A 21,666-nucleotide genomic window follows, 5' to 3' on the forward strand; every position below is an offset into this window, starting at 1 on the left:
GGCACCTGCTCGCGTTGCTGGTCGGTCGGTACGGCGGACCAGCTCTCACCTTCGCGCGGTGCTGGGTCTGCGGAAGCTCCTGGGACGACAGGTCGACGCTCGATGATCGCACCGGGCTGCTGACCTGGCGCAGTTGGCAGGACGCCGCCGCTGGTGCACTCGCACAGATCGGCAGCGAGCGTCGAGGCGCCCTGTTGTTCATCGACCTCGACCGGTTCAAAGCGGTCAACGACCGGTACGGGCACCTGGCCGGTGACATGGTGCTCAGGGCGGTGGCCGACCTGCTTCGGTCGGTGACACGCCGCGGTGACGTGATCGGCAGGTACGGCGGCGACGAGTTCGTGGTTCTGCTCACCTCTCGCGGTGCCGGGGGCGTGCAGGGGATCGTGCGGCACATCGCTCGGGAAATCCAGGAGTTGGTCGTGCCGGCGACCGCTGTCGATGGCACGGCAGTGCACGTGACGCGGTTGTCGGCGTCGATCGGCCTGGCGTTCACCCACGCGGCGGCAGACCTTGAAGAGCTCGTGCGGGCGGCTGATGCCGCTTTGCTGACTTCTAAACGAAACGGCTGGCAATCGCGATGCCCATGCCGTAGCCCGTATCGGCACACCACTGACTACGGTTGACTTCGGACGTCAAGTTTCGAGGGAATTATTCGATCCGGTTGAGGTGTCGCCCTCAGGGCGACCTCCAGTCACATTGGAACACTCGTACGGTCATCGGGGGCCATCATGATCAGCGAAAAGACTTCCTTCGTCGCTCTGGACGGACTCTTCCGGCTGCTCGGAGGGAAATGGGATACGGCGATTCTCGCGACCCTGGCCGCAGGGCCGCTGCACTGGAGTGAGATTCGTGCAGAGGTTCACCGTTGCTGCGAGTTGGACCGGGGAGGAACTGGTGCGACGTTGCATGACAGCATCTTGTCGCGCGCACTGCGACGCATGCAACGGGACGGTCTCGTCCTCCGCGTCGAGGAGGTGGCGGTCTTCCCTCGATCTGTGACCTATGCCCTCACGCCAGCCGCACAATGTCTGATCGACAAGCTGACCCCTGTAGCAGAATGGATGGCAGTCCACATCGAACCGAGTGAACAGGAGGGTTGAAAACCGGGACGATGCAGACTGTTCCACTACATCGACGTCCGCCTCAGGACGGGATGCTGATCGCCATGAGCGCGCCCAGCAGGAGAAAAGTGCCCAGTGGCACATCCGAACCGCGTGTCCAGTGGCCCGTCGCCCGCAGCAGGAGGCAGGTGAGAGCCGCGGTCAGCCATCCCAGCAGGGTGCCCATGAGCAGCGTGTTCCAGCCGAGCCAGCCGAGAGCGAGTCCGAGCAGGCCGCCGAGCTTGACGTCGCCCGCGCCCAGTCCTCCGCTCATGAGCAGCGCCATGCCGAGGTACACCACGACGAGGATCGCCATGCCCGCCAGTGCGCGGAACAAGTCCGACGTCTTGGCGTCGACTGCGGCCGATCCCAGCAACAGAGCCCCGAAAACAAGGGTGCTCGGCAACAGGAAGCGGCGAGGCAAGCGCCGTTCCAGGGCGTCAATGACACCAAGAGGAACCCCGACGGAAGCGAGCACGCTGTAAGGGACCAAGTCGTACGATGCGCCGAACCGCCATGCCGTAACGGCAAAGGTGAACGCTGTCAGCGCAGGAATCGACAAGGTTACGGAAAGTGGCCCGGAAGAAGGGTTTGCGAGCAGCCGCAGGGTCGGGGCGACGAGCATCGAGCCGACCAGGATGCCGGCACCGGTCCAGAGCGGTATGAGAACTCCGCTCATCCTGAACACCTCACTCGGTTTTATGAACGCCTCGCTCGGCCTTGTCCGCTTCAGCAAGCTCAGGTAAGCCCAGCAGGCTCCTCGTCACTCTAACTCGGGCGAGTGAACCTCGCCCCTGAACTCTCATGCTGACTTCAAAGTCAGTGCATTGCACATGTTGAAGCTAGTAGGGGGTCGGGGTGTAAACCTGATGATGCAAGGGCGGATGGCTCACATGCGAAGTGGGGTGCCAGGTGAAGTCGAGAAAGATCATCAACGCCGCAGGTGGCCGGGCTCGGGAAATGCTGAACACGGGGGCCGTCGTGCTCATGCTCGCGTCCTGTGGCTCAGGAGGCATGAGCAGTCCTGCGGTCGACACTTCCGAGTCGGCCGCGCGGAACTCACTTTCATCGGCCACTCCGACCGCCTTCCTGGCCCCGGCGGATGAGGCCGAACACGCCGCGCTCGCCGCATACCGCGGCATGTGGCATGCCTTCGCCTTCGCCGGAAAAACTTCGGATTGGCAATCAGCGGCCCTCGGCAAGCACGCAACGGGCGTCGCGCTGAACAACCTGACCCGAGGGCTCTACGCCGACCACCACAACGGGTTGGTGACCAAAGGCGAGGCGCGGCACGAGGCCAAGGCCGTGTCCGTCGAGCCCGCGGACAACCCGACGAAGATCATGATCGCCGATTGCAGCGACTCCACCGAGGCGTCGAAGTACCGCGCGGACAACGGTCGACTCGCCGACGACACCCCCGGCGAACGGCGGTTGATCAACGGCCAGGTCGAACTCCAGGTCGACAGGTCGTGGAAGGTCACCGATTTCGCGGTCCACGAGGTGGGGACGTGTTGAACGTGAAGCGGACCGTCGTCGTGGCGGGGGCGGTCGCCGTCGGGCTCGTCCTCGGCACGGAACCTGCATCCGCGGACAACTACGGCAACGTCACTTGTGACCAGGTCCCCTCTCCGTTGTGCGAGCTGGATGCCGGTACGAGCGGTGACCCCGGCAGGCCGGGAGGAAACCCGGGTTCCGGCAAACCCCACCGCCCTGGGGGCAACGACTCCAGTACCGGTAGGCCCGGCAACCCCGGTGACACCATCGTCGGCGGTGATTCGAACCTGGCGAATTGCTCCTACGTCGAAAGCGACTACCGGCCACCGTCCGGTGGTGTGATCGCCGCCGCGTACCAGCCGCCGATGACCAGCGGGGGAGTGGTCCGCCCCGCGGTGTTCCGCGCGCAGGTGGCGCAGCCCGGCCAGGGAGCCGGCGCCTGGTACGTGTGGAAGTGCACAGGTGAGGGTTTCGCGGACGCCTTGTACCGGCCGCCGGTGTGGATCGCCGACGGCCAGCAGCCCGGCGCGGCGTTGCTGCCTTCACCGGCTGAGCTGGCGCAGATGGCCCGCGAGCAGCTGCGGCTGCCCACGCCGACGATCGCCGCGAACCCGGCCGGGGACCAGCTGGTGAGCCTGCCGACCTGGATGTGGCTGTCGAGCGGCTTCAGCCCGGTCTCGGCCACGGCCTCGGTGCCCGGTGTCTCGGTAACAGCGACGGCCACGCCGACGTCGGTGACCTGGGCGATGGGTGACGGTTCCACCGTGACCTGTGCCGGTGCGGGAACGCCGTACACGACGGGTACCGACCCGAAGGCACCCTCACCCGATTGCGGCCACGTCTACCGCCGTTCCTCGGCAAGCCAGGCGGGGCAAGCGTTTCCGGTGACGGCCACGGCGCACTGGACGGTGACTTGGTCCGGTGCCGGGCAGGGCGGCACGTTCCCGGACATGACCACCACCGGTAACGCCGGCTTCCGCGTCGCGGAGTCGCAGGCGCTGAACCACGACGGCGGCTGACGAACCCCGCCCTCACCGGCGCTCCTCCAACCACAAGTCACCACCCCCGTTCCCGCTCCCCGATCGCCTTGGTGACGCGGCGCACTACTCCCATGCCTTCTGGAGGTCTCGGCATGAGCACCAACACCACGACCCGGTCGGACACCGACCGCCCTTGGATCAGCAACGACAACAAGCGGTCGTTCTCGCGGCTGCGCACCACCAACCGCCGCCGCAACCTGCCGTACCTGTTGCTCGGAGTGCTGCTCGTGCTGGTCTGCGTGGGCGGGTTCGTGCTGATCTCGCTGAACTCCGGTGACCGCCGACCCGTGCTCGCACTGGCCCGAGACGTGTCGGTCGGTCAGGTCCTGACCGCGCAGGACCTGCGTCAGGTCAACGTCGCGGTCGACCCCGGTGTGGCGGTGGTGGGTGCTGACCAGGCAGCCACGGTGGTCGGCAGACCCCTGGCCACCAGCCTGTCGACCGGGGCTCTGCTGACGCCGAACTCGGTCGGTGGCGCCGCAGTTCCGACCAGCGGCCAGGCCGTCGCCGCGCTCGCGCTCAAGCCCGGTCAGTTCCCGCACGAGGTCGCCGCGGGCGCTCGGGTGTCGATGGTGTTCGTGCCCGGTCAGGCAGGCACCGCGACCAGCCCGCCCGCCGACGGCGGCACCGCCTGGACCGCTGTGGTCACCAGCGTGACCACCTCGCCCAACGAGCAGACCACCGTGATCTCGGTCCAGTTGGCCGAGGCCACTGCTCGCCAGGTCGCCGCGGTGCCGGCCGGGCAGTTGTCGATCGTGATGCTCTCCGCAGGGGGTCGCTGATGTTGGTCTCGGTCCTGTCGTTGAAAGGCTCGCCGGGCGCCACCACCTTCGCCGTGGCCCTGACCGCCCGCTGGCCCGCCCCGACCCGCGCCCTGGTAGTGGAGGCCGACCCATCCGGGGGCGACCTGGGCCTGCGCTTCTCCCTGCCCTCGACGCCCGGTCTGGTGAGCCTGGCCGCCGCCGCCCGCCGCGGCGGCGACGCCGACCTGGTGTGGCGGCACACCCAGGAGCTTCCCGGCGGTTTGCCGGTCATCGCCGCACCGCCGGACGCCGAGCAGACCCGCGCGGCGCTGTCCGCGCTCGTCCCCGATCCGGTCACCGGGCTCGGGGCCGTGCGGGCGGCGGCCAACCAGCCCGGCACCGTGGTCGTCCTCGACTGCGGGCGGGTCGACCCAGGTTCGCCCGCGTTGCCGATCGCGCGGTTCTCCGATGTGGTGGTGCTGCTGTCGCGGGCGCACGCCGACGACCTCGCGCACCTGCCGCGCCGGCTGCCCGCGGTCGGCCGCTGGAGTCCCAACCCGGTGCTGCTGCTGGTCGGCGAGGGCTACCGCAGCACCGAGGTCGCCCGCGAACTCGGCGTGCTGCCGCTGGGCCGGGTGCCGCACGACCCAAACGGCGCGGCTGTGCTGTGCGGGCGACCGAACAAGCTGCGCTGGGGACGCAGCGGCCCCTCCCACTCCGCACTGGGCCGCTTCGCCCACGAGGTCGCCACTCAACTGGCCACCTGCGAACGATCCGTTCCACCTTTTCCGCTGCCGGCGGAACCCACTGGGCTGCGAGCACCGGTCACCACGATGCACACGGTCCCCGGCGTGCCCATCGGCCCAATACCGCCCAACGGCGTCCGTCCCGCGCCCAGGCCGGACAACAACCCACACCAACAGCGAGGAGGCCAGGCGTCATGACCAAATGGAGCACCGACGAGAACGACATCGACCTCCCGGCTGCCACCACTCGGCTGCGCCTGTACCTGCGCGAGCGGTTGAACGCCGAACTCCCGACCCGGGTGGCCGACCAGCAGGACCGCACCGGCACCACCGCCACCCGCGAAGCCCGCCGCGAGCTGGCGCGCAACATCCTCGACGAGGCGCTGCGGGCGCACACCGAGAACGAGCTGGCCGCGGGCCGGCAGCTGCTGCCCCGCGAGGTCGAGCAGCAGGCGGTGGCCGAGGTCGTCAACGAGCTGTTCGGCATGGCCGGGTTGCAGCCGCTGCTGGACGACCCGACCGTGGAGACGATCAACGCCAATCGCCACGACCGGGTGTTCGTGCAGTACAACGACGGTCGCCGCGCCCGGGTCGGACCGATCGCGGGCTCCAATGAAGAGCTCACCGACCTGGTGCGGCTGCTCGCCGCACGCGCCGGCAGCCAGGAGCGCCGGTTCGACCAGGGCGCTCCGGCGGTCAACCTCCAGCTACCCGGCGGGGAGCGGTTGTTCGCCGTGATGGGCCTGACGGCGGGTGGGGTGACGGCATTGTCGATCCGCCGCCATGGCTACCTCACCGTCACCCTGCCCGAGCTGCGCCGCCGGGGCACCCTGGACCCAGGCTTGGAGGCGTTCCTGCGGGCACTGGTCAGGGCTCGCAGGAACATACTGGTCACCGGCGGTACCGGCGCGGGCAAGACCACGCTGCTGCGGGCGCTGGCCTCGGAGATGGATCCGCTGGAGCGGATCGTCACCATCGAGGACGCCTTCGAACTCGGCCTGGACCACGACCTGGACATCCACGCCGACGTCACCGCCTTCCAGGCCCGCGAACCCAACGTCGAAGGCGTAGGCGCGGTCAGCCAGGCCGAACTCGTGCGGTGGGGCCTGCGCATGTCGCCGGATCGGGTGATCGTCGGTGAGATCCGCGGGCCCGAGGTCATCCCGATGTGCAACGCGATGTCGCAGGGCAACGACGGCTCCATGGCCACCCTGCACGCCAGCAGCTCGAGCATCGCGTTCACCCGGCTGGCCTCCTACGCCGCCCAGGGCGTCGAGCGGTTGCCCCTGGAGGCGACGAACCTACTGGTCGCCAGCGCGGTGCACTTCGTGGTGCACCTGGCCCGCGGTGAAGACCGTCGCACCCGTGTCGTGTCCTCGATCCGCGAGGTCGTCGGCGCGGACGGCCCGCAAGTGATCTCGAACGAGGTCTACCGCCCCGGCCCCGACCGGCGCGCCCGACCCGTGGCCGGGGCCCTGCGCAGCGACACCCTCGACGACCTGGTCGAGGTCGGCTTCGACCCCGGTGTGCTGGAGAACCCCGAGGGCTGGTGGGCACGGTGAACAGCACCCTGAGCCCGACCACGGCGGTAGCCGCGCTGCTCGGCGTGGGCGCCGGGAGCGGCCTGCTGCTGGTCGCCCTCGGCCGGCGCGGCGCCGATCCGAACCGGTCTCGCCGGACCCGCACGCGCGCCGCCGGCGCGGTGGATCGGCACTGGACGCTGCGCCTGGCGTCGGCGGTCGCCGCCGCGGTGGTGACCGGCCTGCTGACCGGGTGGATCGTCGGCGCGGTGCTGGCCGGGCTCGCGGCCTGGGCACTGCCGCGAGTACTGGGCCGCGACCCCGAACACACCCGACGGGTGGCGCGCATCGAAGCCATCGCCACCTGGGCGGAGATGCTGCGCGACACCCTGTCGGCCGCCGCCGGGCTGGAGCAGGCCGTCCTCGCCACCGCCCCGCTCGCGCCCACCGTGATCCGTGCCGAGGTCGGTGAGCTGGCCGCCGGGATCGAGAACGGCGAGCGCCTGGCGTCCGCGCTGCGCAGGCTCGGCGAGTACTTGGACGACCCGGTCGGGGATCTGGTCATCGCCGCCCTGCTGCTGGCGGCCGAGCAGCAGACGCGTCGGCTGGCGGACCTGCTCGGCTCGCTGGCCGACGCCGCCCGAGCACAGGCCTCCATGCGGATGCGCGTGGAAGCCGGACGCGCCCGCACCCGGACCTCGGTGCGGGTCATCGTGGGCACCACGTGCGCGTTCGCGATCGTGGTGGTGCTGCTCAACCGCGACTACATGGGCGCCTACGACAGCGCGACCGGGCAGATCGTGCTGTTGGGCATCGGGGCGTTGTTCGCCCTCGGCTTCGCCTGGCTGGCCCGCATCGCCCGGGTCGCCCGGCCTGACCGCTTCCTGTGCGCCGCCGAGCACGACCCGAGCAGCGGGCATCGGGTGCTCGTGGTCACCGGAAGGCAGGAGCAAACGCCGTGATCACCTGCATCGCCCTGGGCGTCGGGCTCGGGATGGGACTGTGGGCCTTGGCGGTCTACCTGTTCCCGCCGCGTCCCGCCCTCGGCGCGGTCCTGTCCCGCGCCACCGCGCCCTCAGTACCCGAGCCGATCCTCACCACCGACGACACCGGCTGGGCCGCGAGGCTGGGGCGTCCCGCCGTCGCCCCGCTGCGCACGCTCGGGTTGCCCGGCCCGCGCCTGGCCCGCGACCTCGCGGTCATCGGCCGGTCGACCTCGACCCACCTGGCGGAGAAAGCCATCCTCACCGTCGCCGGCCTGCTGCTGCCGGTCCTGTCGGCCGTGGTGCTCACGATGGCGGGGTCGGGTCCGGGCTTGCAGTTCCCGATCGTCGCCGGGGTGCTGCTGGCCGCGGTGGGGTTCGCCCTGCCCGACCTGCAAGCCCGCTCCGAGGCCGCCAGGCTGCGCGTCGGGTTCCGCCACGCCCTGTCGGCCTACCTCGACCTGGTGTGGATCACCCTGGCCGGTGGCGCCGGGGTGGACAGCGCCCTGGGCGACTCGGTCGACATCGGCCGCGGGTGGGCCTTCGAGCAGCTCCGCCGAGCCCTGGACACCGCCCACCTGACCCGCACGCCCCCGTGGGCGGCGCTGCGCCGGCTCGGGGAGGAACTGGACGTCACGGAGCTGGCCGAGCTCGCCGCTTCGGTCAACCTGGCCGGCACCGAGGGTGCCAAGGTCCGCACCTCGCTGGCCGCCAAAGCCCACGCCCTGCGCACCCACCAGATCACCGAAGCCGAGGGCGAAGCCCAGGCCGCGACCGAGCGCATGTCGCTGCCGGTCATGGCACTGTTCCTCGGGTTCCTGGCGTTCATCGCCTATCCCGCGCTGACGCAGGTCCTCAATGGACTCTGACACGACGCGCGGGCATTCCAAGTCCCTGAACCGCAAGGGAGAAAACGATGCTCTCACAGGTGAAGGCGTTGTGGACCGTAGTGCAAGCTCGCTGGGAGCAGCTGCACCAGCGCCCGGAGGCCGGGTACTCGACCGAGACCGTGTTGGTGACCGCGCTGCTCGTGGTGGCCGCGCTCGCGGTGATCGCGATCGTGGTCGCCAAGGTCACCGAGAAGGCCAACGGCATCACCATGTGAATCACATGAACAGCAAGGACTTCACCACTGTACGGCCGACGCTGGGCAGCGCGTGGCCCCCGCGGTTTCGGCGGGCGTTGCGGGGTGAGCGAGGGGCGGTCAGCGCGGAGTTGGTGATCGCCACACCGCTGCTGTTGCTGATGCTGCTGTCAATCGTGCAGTTCGCGCTGTGGTCGCACGCCACCCACATCGCCCAGGCCGCCGCCTCGCAAGGGCTGGCCGCGGCGGGGTCCCAGAACGGGACCTCGGCGGCGGGAATAGCCGGCGCGAGGCAGCTCCTCGACCAGCTCGCCACCGGTCCGCTGCGCGGTGCCGTCGTCAGCGCCGACCGTGGGGCGGCCTCGGCGTCGGTGCGCATCAGCGGTACCGCGACCTCGGTGGTGCCGTTGTTGAGCCTGCCCGTGCACGCCGAGGCCGTCGGACCGGTCGAACGCTTCGTCCCCGACCTGGTAGGAGGCTGAGGAACCGATGACCGCAGCGCCCAAGACGCCCGGCACGCCCGAAACACCGCCCCGGTACGGCCACGGCCGCCGATGGCACGGTCACCGGGGTTGGCCGGCCTGGTGGCGGGCCGACGACGGCTCCGTGGCCGCCGAAGTCACCATCGCCGCCCCGTTCCTGGTCATGCTGCTGGTGTTCGTCGGGGTGGTGATCCACCGGGGCGTGGACACGCGCATCCGCATCGACGACGCCGCCCACCAGGCCGCCCGCGCCGCCAGCATCGAACGCACCCCCGTCGCCGCCATCGCCGCCGCCCAGGCCACCGCCGCCGGCGCGCTTTCGCAGGCCGGCGTGACGTGCGCGTCCCTGTCGGTGAACACCGCCACCGGCGGCCTTCGGCCCGGTGGCACGGTCAGCGTGACCGTGTCCTGCGCCGTGGACTTCGGCGACGCGCTCATCCTCGGCGTGCCCGGCGGCAAGACGCTCTCGGCGACCTCGATCGAACCGGTCGACCTGTGGCGCTCGACGGTCGACACCGGGAGCCGGGCATGACCCGCCGAGATCGCCGCGCTCGGCGCGGCAGAGGGCCGGCGTGGCGCAGGCGGGCCCGGTGGTGGCGTGCCGATGAGGGCTCGGTGACCGCGTTCGTCGTGGTGCTCACCACCGGCATCCTCGCCCTGGCCGGCCTCACCCTCGACGGCGGTCTCGCACTGGCCGCCAAGGTGCGGGCAGCCGGCCGAGCCGAGGCCGCCGCCCGCGCCGGAGCCCAAGCCATCGACCTGACCGCCTACCGCGGCGGCGGAACCGTGCGGCTGGTGCCCGCCCAGGCGGTCGCCAACGCCCAGGCACATCTGGCCGCCGAGGGCGCCACCGGCACCGTGACCGTCTCCGGCGACACCGTCACGGTCACCGTGACCGCCAGCCAGAACACCCAACTGCTCGGCCTGGTCGGCATCGGCTCGCTCCAGGTCCACGGCCGGGGCAGCGCCCACCCGCAACGCGGGGTGACCGCGATCGATCCATGACCACACCCGCCTGGTCACCGTGAACAGGCACCCGAGACGGGAGAGCAACATGACAACGCCCGAGGAGATCCGCCGGCGCGTTGAGCAGACCGACACCGCCCGCAGCACGCGGCGGGCCGCTGCCGCACAGCAGGTCGGCGAACTCGCCCAGCGCCGCGCCGCCGTCCTCGACCAACTCCAGGACGTCGAACGCGAACTCGGCGACGTGCTCGCCGAGGCCCAGGACGTCATCGGCGTCGACGAACTCGCCCAGTTCACCGACCTCAAGCCCGCCGACCTCACCGCCTGGCTCGCCGGCCACAAACCCGGCCGCGGCAAGCGCCGCAAGACCACGAGCACCTCCAGCGCCCAGGGCGACGCGCGCCGCAGCCCGGAACCGAAAACGTCGAGGACGCCCGCCCAAGCGCCTGTTCCGCGAGAAGACATGGCCACAGCCGGGTCACCGGACGCACCCGAGCGTCCGGTCGCACAGGCGAGCTGACGACATCCGCCTCCCGGCCGGACTAGACCGCCGGTCGGCTCACGACGTCCTGCATGGAGTTCTGGCACTGCTGAGGAAACGAGCACGTCATGACGGCGCCACCGCACCCCTCCCGCCCGAAGCCGCCTCGGTTGTCCCGAGAACGAGGTCGGGCACGGCGCGGTGCCGGGTGCGTGCTCGGGGTGTTCGCGCTGCTGGTGCGCGCAGCGCTGGCCGTCACCGTTCTCGCGGCGCTGCTGGCAGGGCTGCCGTGGGCGCTGACGCACTTCGTCGGCCTCCCGCTGCCCGACCACCTGCCCACCTGGGCGGAGGTCCAAGGTGTGCTGCTCGGCCCGATGACCACCACGTTCCTGCTGGACTTCATCGCCTGCGTGGCCTGGCTGGTGTGGGCCTCGTTCACCCTCGACGTCGCCCGCTGCGTGATCCACATCGCTCGCGAGGCGCGGATGCCGGACCTGTCAGAGGCCGGACCGGTGCAGCGGATCGCGGCCGCGCTCATCGGCGCGGTCCTGATCTCCCTCCTCGGCCAGCGGGCCAACCTCCCCGTCGCGCCCCTGCTCTCCGCCGGGCTCGGCGGCACCGATGTCGTCGCGGCGGCCCCGGCCTGGAACCAGGCGTCCGAGCGATCGGCAGCCCAGGTTCGCCCGGCCGCCCACACCGCGCCACACCGGGCGGCACCCGATGTCGCTGCCGAGCGGCCCGCCCACGCGAAGTCCGCCGTGGTGCTCGCCCACGACCCCGAGACCGGCGTGCACGACTCGCTGTGGCGCATGGCCGAACGCACGCTCGGCGACGGCAACCGCTGGCCGGAGATCTACGAGCTCAACAAGGGAAAATCGCAACCCAACGGTGGCACCTTCACCCGGCCCAGCCTGGTGTTCCCCGGCGAAGAGATGGCCTTGCCCGACGACGTCACCGTGCCCGCGATGCCTCCCGCCCAGCCCTCCCCACAGCCCGCGCCGCCCCCGACCACCGCTACGCCACCTTCCACCAGCCCGCCGCACTCGACAACGCAGGTTCCCACGACCACACAGGCTCCCCGGTTCACCCAGCCGCCAGGTCCCCGAGCGCCGAGCACGAGCGCCTCCGACGACCCGGGGCTCAGCTGGGGCGAGGAGCTGTTCGTCGGCCTGGGCCTGGCCTCGGCGGTCAGCGCCGCCCTGGTCGCCGCCCGCCGCCACAACCGGCGCCGCTACCGGCCCGGCAGCGGCGAGCGCGGCGACCTGCCCGTCGCCCCTGTGGTCTACCAGCTGCGGCTGGCGCACCTGCGCGCCGACCACGAGTTCGACCCAGATGGTGACGACGATCCGGCCCTCGACAGGCCGGGCGGGCGACCGCGGCGGGCACCGGTGCCGCCGGTTGTGCTCGGTGATGACGACGTCCTCGACGACCAGGCGCCGATCCTGCCGATCGGTGTGCGTGACGGCCGCGAGATCGCCCTGGACCTGGCCGCCGCGCGCGGTCTGGGCCTGCTCGGCGCGGGCGCCACGGGCGCGGTGCGCGCACTGCTCGTCGCCGCCCTGACCGCTGGAGAAGGGGAGGCAAGGGTGGTCGTTCCGGCCGAGGACCTCGCGGCGCTGCTGGACCGGCGACCGGAGCGGGCACCGCTTCCGACGAGCTTGCACGTGGCGACGGACCTCGATGCCGCCTTGGACGTGCTGGAATCCGAGACCCTGGTGCGCGTCGGTCAGCGCCGGTCCACCGGCCGCTCGTGGGGTGCGGTCGTGCTGGTGGCCCGCACACCCGCACGGCAGTCCCGACGGTTGCAAGCGGTGTTGGACAACGGGTCGGCCGTCGGTGTGACCGGGCTGCTACTGGGGCAGTGGAACTCAGGGGTGACCGCATACGTGCGCGACGACGGCACCGTCTCCACCACCACCCCTCGACTCGGCGAGCTACTGAGAGGTACGCGCGTGTTCCGGCTGGGTGACGACCACACCACCGACCTGCTGGCGCTGCTGCACCACGCCGCACCGGACACCGCGACCGAGCCCGCCGAGCCGCTAGCCGACCTCCGGAAAGGAGGGCACCACGACCTGGAAATCCTCGGGTCCATGTCCATGCTCTCGGCCGGTTCTCGATTGCGCCCAGAGCCGTTCGCGCACACGCGCACCGGGTCCCACACCGACCAGACCACACCGGCCACCGGATCCGCTCACCCTTCGGACGACGAACCGCACGAAACCGCTGTCCCCGAGCATTGTGCTTTGTGCGTGCCGATGCGGATCAACGTCCTGGGACCCCCGAGGGTGTGGTGGCGCCAGGAGTCGGCAGGCCAGGACGGCGAGGTTGCGGAGCGCGAGGTCACCGCGGCGTTCCAGCCGCGCTTGCGCGAGCTGTTGGTGTTCCTGGCCCTGCACCCCGACGGCGCCAGCCGCGAGGCCCTCATCGCCGCTCTGTGGCCCACCAGTCCACCGGAGAAGACCACCAACGTGATGAACACCAGCCTCAGCCGCCTGCGTCGCGCCCTGACGGTCGCCACCGAGGGCTCCCTGCCGGACATCGTGCAGGTCGGTGAAAGCCGCTACCGCCTGGATCCCGACCTGGTGGAGGTGGACCACTGGTCCTTCGCCGCCGCCGTGGCCGCCCGCCGCGCCGCCACCACCGAGCGGCAGCGGATCGAGACCTACCGGCGCATCGTCGACAGCTACACCGGCCCGCTGGCCGACGGGATGAGCACCGAGTGGATCGAAACCGCCCGCGAGGCGATCCGCCGCGACGCCATCGACGCCGTGGCCGCCCTGGCCCGCACCCTGGCCGACCGCGACCCGCAGCAGACACTGGACCTGCTGGAGGTGGCGCGGGCGTTCGACCCGCACAACGAGCTGATCTACCGCGACATCATGCGCCTGCAGGAACGCCTCGGCCGACTCGACTCGATCCGGCGCACTCTGTCCCTGCTGACCGCCCGGCTGACCGAGATCGACGACCGGCCTACACCACAGACCGTCGAGCTGGCCGAGCGGCTGCGCCGCCGCCACGACGACACCGGTGACCCGGAACCCCGGATCGACCACGGACACAGCAGGGCCGGATGACCACCCTGGCGAACCGGGCCGCGTACGTCCCACCGGCATCTCCCTCACGAGAACCACCCGGTGCGACGGGCCGGGATGGTGCGGTGACCGGCGATACCCAACGGCAACACCACGTCGATGTCCGGAGAGAAAGATTCCACGCGGCTCGCCCGAACGGTAAAAGGTCATTCTTATTCCATTTGGAGCGTTCGCGCCTGAATGCTACCGTGCGGCACGTCGTGTTAGTCCTCCCGTCCTGGGCGATGGAATACGAGTTGGCCGTGAAAAGAGTTCCGCTTCGGTGTCGCCAGTCGTGCGTGCTTGCGGGACCCCGTCGTGCCGCCCCGCTGCCGGGTCCGCGTCGTGCATGCTTTCACGAAAGATCGCAGTACCTTCCCGGTGCGCCGCCGAGACGGCCAGCCCTGCTCGGCGCGCCTCCGCCGGACGGTCGCCGTGTGTGGCCGACGTGGAGATCGCCTGCGCCTACGGTGGCTTCCGTTGGGGGTTCACACGGGGGATCACCTTGGGGATCAGGTTGAGGATCCCCTTAGGGCGCCACCCCCTGCGAGTCGTGAAGACGCCGGTCGCCGGGCTTGTGAGGGGATCCGCTGGTATCCCAGACTCGCTTGCCCGCAAGCCGGTTCACACATCGGGGCGGCAGGGCGGGGCCACCTCGTCCCGTGGGTGTGGAACGTCGGCCCTTCACCGGCAACCGGTGGACCGACACCGACGTCCGCCCTGGTCTTCTCCTCATGCACGGTTCCCTGATTTTCGCCGCCCCATTCAAATGGCGTGTTTTATCGGTGTTGTCGGCCGCGCATTTCGTGCGTAATTCGTGTGCGTTCGCCCGGGGTTGCGTATTTGAGCATCTGCGGCCGGCCGGAAAGTCGCGCGTATTGTTCACCCGAACGGGGCGGGAAAAGAGCTGTGGAGCGGTTGCCCGGGTCCCCGGTGCAGAGTCATAATTAATTGCAGGGACGGAACGGAAAAGTCACACCGAATGACACGCCCGGCGCGAGCCATGTCAAATTATCGGAACGGGGAAAAATGATGAACACGAATTCTTCCGGTACGGCCACACCCGGCACCGCCACCACGCCCACCTCGCCTGGCGGGTCGCGGTCCCGGCTGCGCAGCGGTGAACTGCGCGCGATGGTCGCCGGGATCCTCGCCGACGACCCGGCGACCGCGCTGACCCCGTGCGCCATCGCCGCCCGACTCGGCGGGCGGTCGTCGGGCGCGGTCGGCAACGCGCTGAAGGTCCTGGCCGACCGGGGCGAGGCCGACATCGCGACGCCCGCGCCGCTGACCTACCGTGCCACCGCGACCACCGCCGCCGTTGCCGCCTCGACCATCGCACCCGCCCGGTCCGGCGCGCCCCGTCCACGTCGCCCGAAAACCTCCACCCTCGCCACGCCTGCTCCGGCGGCGGTATCGGTGACGGCGGCGGTGGTCACCGGTCCGGTCGCCCGCCCCAACGGCATGACCTACCACCCCCGGATGCTGTCGGGGATGCCGGATGTGACCGCGCTGCGGCGGTTGCGGGAAGCGGGGGTCGCCGCACTGTTGTACGGACCACCGGGCACGGGCAAGACCAGCGTGGTGGAGGCGGCCTTCCCGGACCTGGTGACCGTGCAGGGCGACGGGGACACCACGGTCGCGGACTTCGTGGGGGAGTACACCCAGACCGACGACGGCCGGTACGTGTTCGTGCACGGTCCCCTGGTGCGCGCGATGCGCGGGGGCGTGCCGTTGTTCGTCGACGACGCCACCCTGATCCCGCCGACCGTGCTGGCGGTGGTCTACCCGGCGATGGATGGACGCCGGCAGATCGTGGTCAAGGCCAACGGCGGGGAGGTCGTGGACGCCGCCGAGGGCTTCTACGTCGTGGCCGGGCACAACCCCGGTGTGCACGGCGCGATCCTGACCGACGCGCTGTCGTCGCGGTTCTCCGCCCAGATCCGGGTGTCCACCGACTACGACCTCGCCGCCCAACTGAAGATCGACAAGCGGGCGGTCAAGGTCGCCCGCAACCTCGCCACCCGACAGGCACGCGGCGAGATCGGGTGGGCACCGCAACTGCGGGAGTTGATCGCGTTCCAGAAGATCGTGGGCGTGTTGGGCGCGGACGCCGCCGCCGGGAACCTCGTGGGCATCGCCCCGGAAGAGGACCGCGACGTCGTCGCCGCCGCCGTCAAAGCCGCCTTCGGCACCACCGTGGAACCTCTCGCCCTCGGCTCCCGCATCTGACCACCCCACGCCACCGCCACCGTCCCGAAAGGACAGACAATGGCCACCCACCTGGTAGCCGACCCCACCGCGACCGGTGCCGCCGTGTTCCCCGCCCGCCCCGAATGGCTCACCCTGTCCGCCGCGCTGGCCGACGAGGTCGACGTGATCGCCGACCGCGAGGACCTGCTGGTCACCATCGCCCCCGGCGCGGGCGCAGGTGCCCCGGCGTGCTTCTACCCCGCCCGCGCGCTGATCGAGGTCGACGGCGACCACCTCGGCGTGGACCCCGCCACCGCCGACCCCGCCAACCCCGCCGACCGCACCCGCTACGCCACCACGTGGGGACTGCTCACCCACGAGTGCGGGCACGCCAAACACAGCGCGTGGCAACCACCCGAGGACACCCCGCCCGGCGTGCTCGCCGCCGCCATGCTGCTGGAGGAACCCCGAATGGAAGCCGCCCACGTCCGCCGCCGCCTCGACGACCGGCACTGGCTGCGCGCCTCGGCCACCGACCTGATCCTCGCCGACACCGACGCCACCGACCCCGCCCGCGCACCGCGCATGACCACGGCGCACGCCGCCCACACCGCCGCGCTGCTGCTGGCACGGGTCGACGGCGGCATCCTCACCGCCGACGAGGTCGCCCCGGTCGCCACCGTGGTCGAGACCGTACTCGGCGCGGACCTGCTGGCCGAGTTGCGCGGGCTGTGGCGGGAAGCGCTGCGCACCGCCGACGACGACACCGCAACGATGATCGACCTCGGGCGACGCTGGTGCCAGGCCATCGGTGCCGATCCCGACAACCCCGACCCCGGCGCATCCGGCGACCCCGACCCGTCGGAGGACTCGGGCGTGCCCTCGCCGCTGACCCAGGCCATCGGCAGGGCGTTGGCCAACATCGCGACGGCGGTGGCGACCGAACCCGCGCCACAGGACCCCGCCGCCATGGCGGCGGCACGACAAGCCGCAGAGGACGCCACCCGCCACGCCAACGAGACCACCGCCCGGATCGTGTTCGCCGGCGCACACCGCAACCCCAAGGGGTACGGAACCACCGCCACGACGGGCACCCGTCGCCCCACCACAGCCGAACACACCGCCGCCCGCGTGCTCGCCCGTGCCCTGTCCACCGCCGGAACACGCGACCGCGTCACGGCCAAGACCACCTCACCGGTCCCGCCCGGACGACTGCGGATGCGCGGAGCACTCGCCGCCGACGCCCAACGCGCCGCCGGCGCGACCGTCACCGCCGAACCGTTCACCCGCACCACCCGGCTCACCGTGCCCACCCCGCCGCTGCGGCTGGGCATCGCCTGCGACGTGTCCGGCTCCATGGGCGACCTGCGCCACCCGGTCGCCTCGACCGCGTGGATCCTCGCCCACGCCGGACATCGCGCCACCGTGCCCGTCACCACCGCCACCGTCATCTACGGCGCACACGTCCGCCCGATCACCCACCCCGGCGTCATCCCCGACCAGGTGACCGAGTTCGAGGCCAACGACTGCTCGCACGACATCGCCACCGCCACCGCAGCCCTCGACGGCGCACTCGGACTGTCCCGACCCGGCGCGGCACGCCTGCTGGTGATCGTCTCCGACGGGATGTACGACGTCGACGAACGCGCCGCCGGACACCACCAGGTCGACCGGTTGCGCGCGTCCGGGTGCGCCGTGCTGTGGCTGACCACCGACCAGCACGACCACCCCTTCGACGGCGTGACCGTGCACCGGCTCACCGACCCCACCACCACCGCCCGAGCCATCGGACACGCCGCCACCACCGCCCTGCGCGCCACCCGCTGAACCCTGCCCGGTCCCGGGGCGGACAACCCGCCCCGGACCGGCCACCCCTAATGCCCGAGGAGATCCCGATGACCACCCGACCCGACACCGCCGCCGACGTCCCCGGACGGTCATGATGACCACCGCCACCTCCGTGCTCGCCCACCGCGCGGCACGCGCCGTGCGCGCCCACCGCGCCGCCGACCCCGACGGATTCCGCCACCGTCACGACAGCCCGCAGGCGTGGGACCGGTGGACACGCCGCGCCCGCGTCGCCCGCACCGTCGCCACCGCCCTGCACGTGCCCGTCGAGCACGTGCTGGTCACCGACGACCCCCACCGCACCTACCCCGCCCGCACCGGTGAGGTCCCCGGCGACCTGATCACCGTCACCGACCCCGCCGGCAGGAGGGAGTGGCGGTTCATCCCCGACGACACCACCCCCGGCCAGGCCTGGCTGCTGCTCGACACCTGCCCCCACTGCGCCGCCGAGGTCCCCGTCGCCCCCGTCGCCACCCTGGCCGACCTCGGCGACCACCTCGACCCCGACCCCCACACCCCACCCGCCCGGGAACTCCCCGACCCGACCGGCCACCGACCCGACTGCGCCCACTCCCGAGCCGGCAACTGACAACCCGCACCATCACCCATCCAGGAGGACCACCATGCGCACCACGACCAGCCCGGACGACACCACCACCGACACCCACGACACCACCACTACCCCCGCCGCCATGGCCGACTTCTACGCCCTGCACGACACCGAACTGCAATGGCTGGGCACTCTGCACGGCGCGACCGACCCGGACTCCCTGCGACAGACCGCCACCGGCCGGCAGCTGCTCAACGCCACCACCCCACAGGCCTTCACCGCCGCCGTGACCGACCTGCTGCACGCCTCGGACGAGCAGGACACCCGCCCGCGCTACCTGCCCACCGACGGCTGGCCCTGGCCGTGGCACGACTACCGCCACGCCGACTGGGTCTACCTCTGCGACGACACCCGCGCCTGGGTCGCCACCCGCACCGCCCGCTTCCCCTCCACCCCCACAGTCCTCCTACCACACCCCGACGACGTCCTCGCCCGCCGCGCCACCCTGATCGACGACCTGGCCACCCGCACCTCCACCACCGACGACCACCCCACCGAGCCCGACACACCCAGCCGACGCCGCAGCCGCTTCGACCTGATCCACGAACACATCCTGCGCACGGCCGACCGCACCGACCCGCTGACCGACACCGAAATCGCCGCCCTCGCCTTCGCCCTGACCGACCCCATGGTCCGCGACGCCGCCCTGTCCTTCGCCACCGGCGAGCACGCCCACGCCGCCCAAACCCTCTGGACACAACTGACCGCCGCCACCCCCGCCCCCGAACGCGCCGAACCGGCCGCCCTGCTGGCCGCCTTCGCCTACCTCCACCACGACCCCGACCTGGCCACCGCCGCCACCGCCCACGCCCTCAACGCCCACCCCGAACACCGCCTCAGCCGGCTGATCAGCGAAGTCATCGTCACCGACCTGGCACCGGACCACCTGCTCGCCATGGCACACAACAGCCACAACCTGATCGCCGAACTCTGAACCGCCACCAAGCCCACACCGCCCGCCCGGACGCCATCACCAGCGGCGTCCGGCCGGGCATCACCCACCGACCCGTCACCACTGCACCCGCGTCGTGCAGATCGCCGGACACACCGTCCAAGCCCGCGTCGAACGCGACTCCTACCTCAACCAGGGCTTCGCCCTCGCCGAAGCCCTCAACGACCGGACCACCTGGACCAGCCTGACCGCCGAAGCACCGGCCGCCTGGTGGCACGACACCCCGCCACCCATACCCGACACCCGCGCCGGCACCGTCCTCGGCCCGTTGGCCGAGCAGCTCCTGCGCCGCGCCGCCACGATCCTCGCCTCCCACCGCCGGATCACCAAGCGCATCCCACCCCACGCCCACGACGCGATCAGCGCGTTGCCAGCCGCCACCCACGGCGTCGACGCCGAGGTCCGCATCAACCCCGACGACATCTCCCGGGCCCGAGGCCTCGGTGGCACCCTGCACGTCATCGAGCGCCAAGACGGCGGCGTCATCTTCACCAAAGCCCACCGCGACGACTGCTCGTTCATCACCAGCACCGGCACCCGGGACTGCGACGGGAATTGCCGCTTTCCCCACTGCCTCGATCACGACCAGACCCTCGATAAGGCACCGCTACCGGGCAGAACCGTGCACGACACGCCCAACCTCGGGTGCACCGGACCGCCACGGGGATGCTGCGCGTCAACGGCATCGATCTGCCATCAAGGGGCGTGAACCCGGAGCAAGGTCAACAGGACCAGTCGGCGCAGGACACCACCTCGAACCCCCGGCTGGGGAAGACGGTGTCCACGAAGAAGTCGTGCACCGCGCCGTCGCCGTCGGCGCAACCGTCGCGCAGTACGGTCACCCGGTAGCCGCGGTCGGCCGCGTCGTAGCACGTCGCGGCCACCATCGCGCTGGTCGCGACCCCGGCGATCGCGAGGGTGTCGACGTGGCGGGCGCGGAGCACGAGGTCGAGGTCCGTGCCGGCGAACGCGCCGGCGCGGCGTTTGAGCACGACGACGTCCTCCTCGGCGACCGGCAGGGTCGGTTCGGTCCCGGCCGATCCTTCGTGGAAGGCGTCCCCGGCGTCGTAGAACGACTTGTACAAGTCGTTGCCCGGCAGCAGGTCGGCTCCGTTGCCCCGGAAGGCGAAGTGCACGAACACCACGAGCGCGCCCGCCGCACGGGCCCGCGGGAGCAGGTCGGCGACCGGCGGCACGACCCGCGCGGCGAACGGGTAGGTGTCCGTGATGCCCCGCTGGAGGTCACCGATGATCAGTGCGGTGGTCAAGACAGGCTCCCCGTCCGGCCGCCCCGACGTGGCGCCCCGTGGTGGACAGGGCAGCAGGTCCGGCGGCCATGGTGCTCGCGATGGTGACAGTGCGCAGGTGAAGCTACCGGTCGTCGTTCCGGCCCCGGTCCGGCACCGCCGACCGGTCGGTCGACGGCCGGAAGCGGTTGTGCCCTCCACCCGAGGGAGCGGAGGGCACAGAACCGCGTGACCGCCTTTCGCGCGGTGTCACTCCACCGACGTGGCGGCAGCCTCGGTGACGATCGAGTACTTCTTCGGCTTGTCGCTCGTGCGCACGGCGTAGCCGCTCTCGACCAGCTTCTCCAAGGCGTTGTGCACCGCACCGGAGGACCTGCTCAACGCCTTGCCGATCGCATTCGGGCTGAACTCCTCACCGGGGTGCTGTCGAAGGTGGTCCTCGACCATTCCACGCAATGCGCCCGACGCCAGGCGCTCGGACCCCACCGGCTGTGCGGCAGGCTCACCCGGGTGGTCACCGCTGGGCTGGTCGTCGACGGGCTCGTCATCGGCCGTGATCGACCAGCGGTCGGCGGAGCGCGACCCATCATCGGCGATGCCCGTGGTGCGGGTGACGAGGTTGTCCTGCGCCCAGCGGGCAAGGATCTTCTGGGCGGTGGACTTCCCGATCCCGGCAGTGGTCGACAGGGCGACAGCGGTGCTGCCGGGGTGGGTGAGCAGTGCCTGCCGCAGCTTCTCCTCGGCCTCCGTCCGAGGCTTCGCCGGATCGGGGACAGCTCGCAACGTGGGGATGGTGTCGGTGGGCATGACTACCTCGCATGAAGTGGTGTCCTGTGTTGGTGGTCCGCCCCGGCCGGAGCGGGTGCGGCCCCCGGTGCGCATCCGGTGGGTTTCGGGCCACACGACTATGGACGCTTCCTTGCCCCTATGAAGTCAAGTCGAACACCGAGAAACCGAATCCGTCTTCTGTGGACGATGGATACCTCGGGAAACCCTTACATCACAAGGGTGCAGTTCGCCGCTGTTGCCGCATTGCGTATTGACATTTCGGCCGTAGCGGAGCGTCCATGCATGTTGGCCGTTCGGCCCAGTTGAAGCCA

At 71.1% G+C, this 21,666-nt stretch carries 23 protein-coding genes; 20 read left to right on the forward strand and 3 right to left on the reverse strand.

Annotated elements, in window-relative coordinates; all coding sequences use genetic code 11:
• The first annotated feature begins 14 nt into the window (after nt 1–14).
• Complete coding sequence (locus ABD223_RS21835) at nt 15–626, forward strand: GGDEF domain-containing protein (protein WP_344038211.1); 612 nt, start codon at nt 15–17, stop codon at nt 624–626.
• Nucleotides 627–731: 105 nt separating this feature from the next.
• The gene (locus ABD223_RS21840) at nt 732–1,103 is read left to right on the forward strand and encodes a winged helix-turn-helix transcriptional regulator (RefSeq protein WP_344038212.1); all 372 of its coding nucleotides are present in this window, start codon (nt 732–734) and stop codon (nt 1,101–1,103) included.
• A 43-nt stretch (nt 1,104–1,146) separates the two neighbouring features.
• Here the strand turns inward: ABD223_RS21840 and ABD223_RS21845 are convergent, their stop codons facing one another.
• Nucleotides 1,147–1,782, reverse strand: coding sequence for a prepilin peptidase (locus ABD223_RS21845; RefSeq protein WP_344038213.1), 636 nt, complete (start codon nt 1,780–1,782; stop codon nt 1,147–1,149).
• 233 nt (nt 1,783–2,015) lie between these two features.
• Here ABD223_RS21845 and ABD223_RS21850 point away from each other — a divergent pair, with 233 nt between their 5' ends.
• The 18 genes from ABD223_RS21850 to ABD223_RS21935 all read left to right on the forward strand — a co-directional run bounded on the left by ABD223_RS21850 (nt 2,016) and on the right by ABD223_RS21935 (nt 20,028).
• Nucleotides 2,016–2,618 carry a hypothetical protein gene (locus ABD223_RS21850; RefSeq protein WP_344038214.1) on the forward strand — a complete coding sequence of 201 codons (603 nt, stop codon included), beginning with the start codon at nt 2,016–2,018 and terminating at the stop codon, nt 2,616–2,618.
• Nucleotides 2,612–3,616 carry a hypothetical protein gene (locus ABD223_RS21855; protein WP_344038215.1) on the forward strand — a complete coding sequence of 335 codons (1,005 nt, stop codon included), beginning with the start codon at nt 2,612–2,614 and terminating at the stop codon, nt 3,614–3,616. The genes ABD223_RS21850 and ABD223_RS21855 overlap by 7 nt, the downstream gene beginning before the upstream one ends.
• A 113-nt stretch (nt 3,617–3,729) precedes the next feature.
• A complete protein-coding gene (locus tag ABD223_RS21860) occupies nt 3,730–4,419 on the forward strand; it encodes an SAF domain-containing protein (protein WP_344038217.1) in 690 nt (229 codons plus the stop codon).
• Nucleotides 4,419–5,324, forward strand: coding sequence for a CpaE-like family protein (locus ABD223_RS21865; protein ID WP_344038218.1), 906 nt, complete (start codon nt 4,419–4,421; stop codon nt 5,322–5,324). The genes ABD223_RS21860 and ABD223_RS21865 overlap by 1 nt, the downstream gene beginning before the upstream one ends.
• Nucleotides 5,321–6,688, forward strand: coding sequence for a TadA family conjugal transfer-associated ATPase (locus ABD223_RS21870; RefSeq protein WP_344038219.1), 1,368 nt, complete (start codon nt 5,321–5,323; stop codon nt 6,686–6,688). Before ABD223_RS21865 ends, ABD223_RS21870 begins: the two co-directional genes overlap by 4 nt.
• Entirely contained in the window at nt 6,676–7,608 is a 933-nt protein-coding gene (locus ABD223_RS21875; protein WP_344038220.1) for a type II secretion system F family protein, read from the forward strand. The genes ABD223_RS21870 and ABD223_RS21875 overlap by 13 nt, the downstream gene beginning before the upstream one ends.
• A complete protein-coding gene (locus ABD223_RS21880; protein WP_344038221.1) occupies nt 7,605–8,498 on the forward strand; it encodes a type II secretion system F family protein in 894 nt (297 codons plus the stop codon). Before ABD223_RS21875 ends, ABD223_RS21880 begins: the two co-directional genes overlap by 4 nt.
• 47 nt (nt 8,499–8,545) lie before the next feature.
• Complete coding sequence (locus ABD223_RS21885) at nt 8,546–8,734, forward strand: hypothetical protein (protein WP_344038222.1); 189 nt, start codon at nt 8,546–8,548, stop codon at nt 8,732–8,734.
• A 5-nt stretch (nt 8,735–8,739) separates the two neighbouring features.
• On the forward strand, nt 8,740–9,195 hold the full coding sequence (locus ABD223_RS21890; RefSeq protein WP_344038223.1) for a TadE/TadG family type IV pilus assembly protein: 456 nt from the start codon (nt 8,740–8,742) through the stop codon (nt 9,193–9,195).
• 7 nt (nt 9,196–9,202) lie between these two features.
• Nucleotides 9,203–9,727 (forward strand): TadE/TadG family type IV pilus assembly protein, encoded by a 525-nt coding sequence (locus tag ABD223_RS21895; RefSeq protein WP_344038224.1) that lies wholly within the window; start codon nt 9,203–9,205, stop codon nt 9,725–9,727.
• 83 nt (nt 9,728–9,810) lie between these two features.
• Entirely contained in the window at nt 9,811–10,200 is a 390-nt protein-coding gene (locus ABD223_RS21900) for a hypothetical protein (protein ID WP_344038226.1), read from the forward strand.
• A 49-nt stretch (nt 10,201–10,249) separates the two neighbouring features.
• Nucleotides 10,250–10,681 carry a hypothetical protein gene (locus tag ABD223_RS21905; RefSeq protein WP_344038227.1) on the forward strand — a complete coding sequence of 144 codons (432 nt, stop codon included), beginning with the start codon at nt 10,250–10,252 and terminating at the stop codon, nt 10,679–10,681.
• Between the two features lie 173 nt (nt 10,682–10,854).
• Entirely contained in the window at nt 10,855–13,719 is a 2,865-nt protein-coding gene (locus tag ABD223_RS21910; protein WP_344038228.1) for a transcriptional regulator, read from the forward strand.
• Between the two features lie 1,029 nt (nt 13,720–14,748).
• The gene (locus tag ABD223_RS21915; RefSeq protein WP_344038229.1) at nt 14,749–15,948 is read left to right on the forward strand and encodes an AAA family ATPase; all 1,200 of its coding nucleotides are present in this window, start codon (nt 14,749–14,751) and stop codon (nt 15,946–15,948) included.
• 39 nt (nt 15,949–15,987) lie between these two features.
• Nucleotides 15,988–17,736, forward strand: a complete 1,749-nt coding sequence (locus tag ABD223_RS21920; RefSeq protein WP_344038230.1) for a hypothetical protein — start codon at nt 15,988–15,990, stop codon at nt 17,734–17,736.
• A 112-nt stretch (nt 17,737–17,848) separates the two neighbouring features.
• Nucleotides 17,849–18,346, forward strand: a complete 498-nt coding sequence (locus ABD223_RS21925) for a hypothetical protein (RefSeq protein WP_344038231.1) — start codon at nt 17,849–17,851, stop codon at nt 18,344–18,346.
• Between the two features lie 34 nt (nt 18,347–18,380).
• The gene (locus ABD223_RS21930) at nt 18,381–19,301 is read left to right on the forward strand and encodes a DUF4192 family protein (protein WP_344038232.1); all 921 of its coding nucleotides are present in this window, start codon (nt 18,381–18,383) and stop codon (nt 19,299–19,301) included.
• A 94-nt stretch (nt 19,302–19,395) separates the two neighbouring features.
• Entirely contained in the window at nt 19,396–20,028 is a 633-nt protein-coding gene (locus ABD223_RS21935) for a hypothetical protein (RefSeq protein WP_344038233.1), read from the forward strand.
• A gap of 13 nt (nt 20,029–20,041) precedes the next feature.
• Here ABD223_RS21935 and ABD223_RS21940 read toward each other — a convergent pair whose 3' ends face one another.
• Nucleotides 20,042–20,587: a cysteine hydrolase family protein gene (locus ABD223_RS21940; protein WP_344038234.1), complete on the reverse strand. Its 546-nt coding sequence runs from the start codon at nt 20,585–20,587 to the stop codon at nt 20,042–20,044.
• Between the two features lie 228 nt (nt 20,588–20,815).
• Complete coding sequence (locus ABD223_RS21945) at nt 20,816–21,373, reverse strand: hypothetical protein (RefSeq protein ID WP_344038235.1); 558 nt, start codon at nt 21,371–21,373, stop codon at nt 20,816–20,818.
• Between the last annotated feature and the right edge of the window lie 293 nt (nt 21,374–21,666).

The sequence above is a fragment of the Saccharothrix xinjiangensis genome (genome assembly GCF_039527585.1).
Classification (GTDB): Bacteria; Actinomycetota; Actinomycetes; order Mycobacteriales; family Pseudonocardiaceae; genus Actinosynnema; species Actinosynnema xinjiangensis.

What these genes read in the sequence shown, in the direction of transcription:
- ABD223_RS21945 (WP_344038235.1), bottom strand. Translation starts at nt 21,373, where the DNA reads ATGCCCACCGACACCATCCCCACGTTGCGAGCTGTCCCCGATCCGGCG.
- ABD223_RS21845 (WP_344038213.1), bottom strand. Translation starts at nt 1,782, where the DNA reads ATGAGCGGAGTTCTCATACCGCTCTGGACCGGTGCCGGCATCCTGGTC.
- ABD223_RS21890 (WP_344038223.1), top strand. Translation starts at nt 8,740, where the DNA reads ATGAACAGCAAGGACTTCACCACTGTACGGCCGACGCTGGGCAGCGCG.
- ABD223_RS21865 (WP_344038218.1), top strand. Translation starts at nt 4,419, where the DNA reads ATGTTGGTCTCGGTCCTGTCGTTGAAAGGCTCGCCGGGCGCCACCACC.
- ABD223_RS21840 (WP_344038212.1), top strand. Translation starts at nt 732, where the DNA reads ATGATCAGCGAAAAGACTTCCTTCGTCGCTCTGGACGGACTCTTCCGG.
- ABD223_RS21925 (WP_344038231.1), top strand. Translation starts at nt 17,849, where the DNA reads ATGATGACCACCGCCACCTCCGTGCTCGCCCACCGCGCGGCACGCGCC.
- ABD223_RS21915 (WP_344038229.1), top strand. Translation starts at nt 14,749, where the DNA reads ATGAACACGAATTCTTCCGGTACGGCCACACCCGGCACCGCCACCACG.
- ABD223_RS21870 (WP_344038219.1), top strand. Translation starts at nt 5,321, where the DNA reads ATGACCAAATGGAGCACCGACGAGAACGACATCGACCTCCCGGCTGCC.
- ABD223_RS21860 (WP_344038217.1), top strand. Translation starts at nt 3,730, where the DNA reads ATGAGCACCAACACCACGACCCGGTCGGACACCGACCGCCCTTGGATC.
- ABD223_RS21920 (WP_344038230.1), top strand. Translation starts at nt 15,988, where the DNA reads ATGGCCACCCACCTGGTAGCCGACCCCACCGCGACCGGTGCCGCCGTG.
- ABD223_RS21885 (WP_344038222.1), top strand. Translation starts at nt 8,546, where the DNA reads ATGCTCTCACAGGTGAAGGCGTTGTGGACCGTAGTGCAAGCTCGCTGG.
- ABD223_RS21930 (WP_344038232.1), top strand. Translation starts at nt 18,381, where the DNA reads ATGCGCACCACGACCAGCCCGGACGACACCACCACCGACACCCACGAC.
- ABD223_RS21895 (WP_344038224.1), top strand. Translation starts at nt 9,203, where the DNA reads ATGACCGCAGCGCCCAAGACGCCCGGCACGCCCGAAACACCGCCCCGG.
- ABD223_RS21905 (WP_344038227.1), top strand. Translation starts at nt 10,250, where the DNA reads ATGACAACGCCCGAGGAGATCCGCCGGCGCGTTGAGCAGACCGACACC.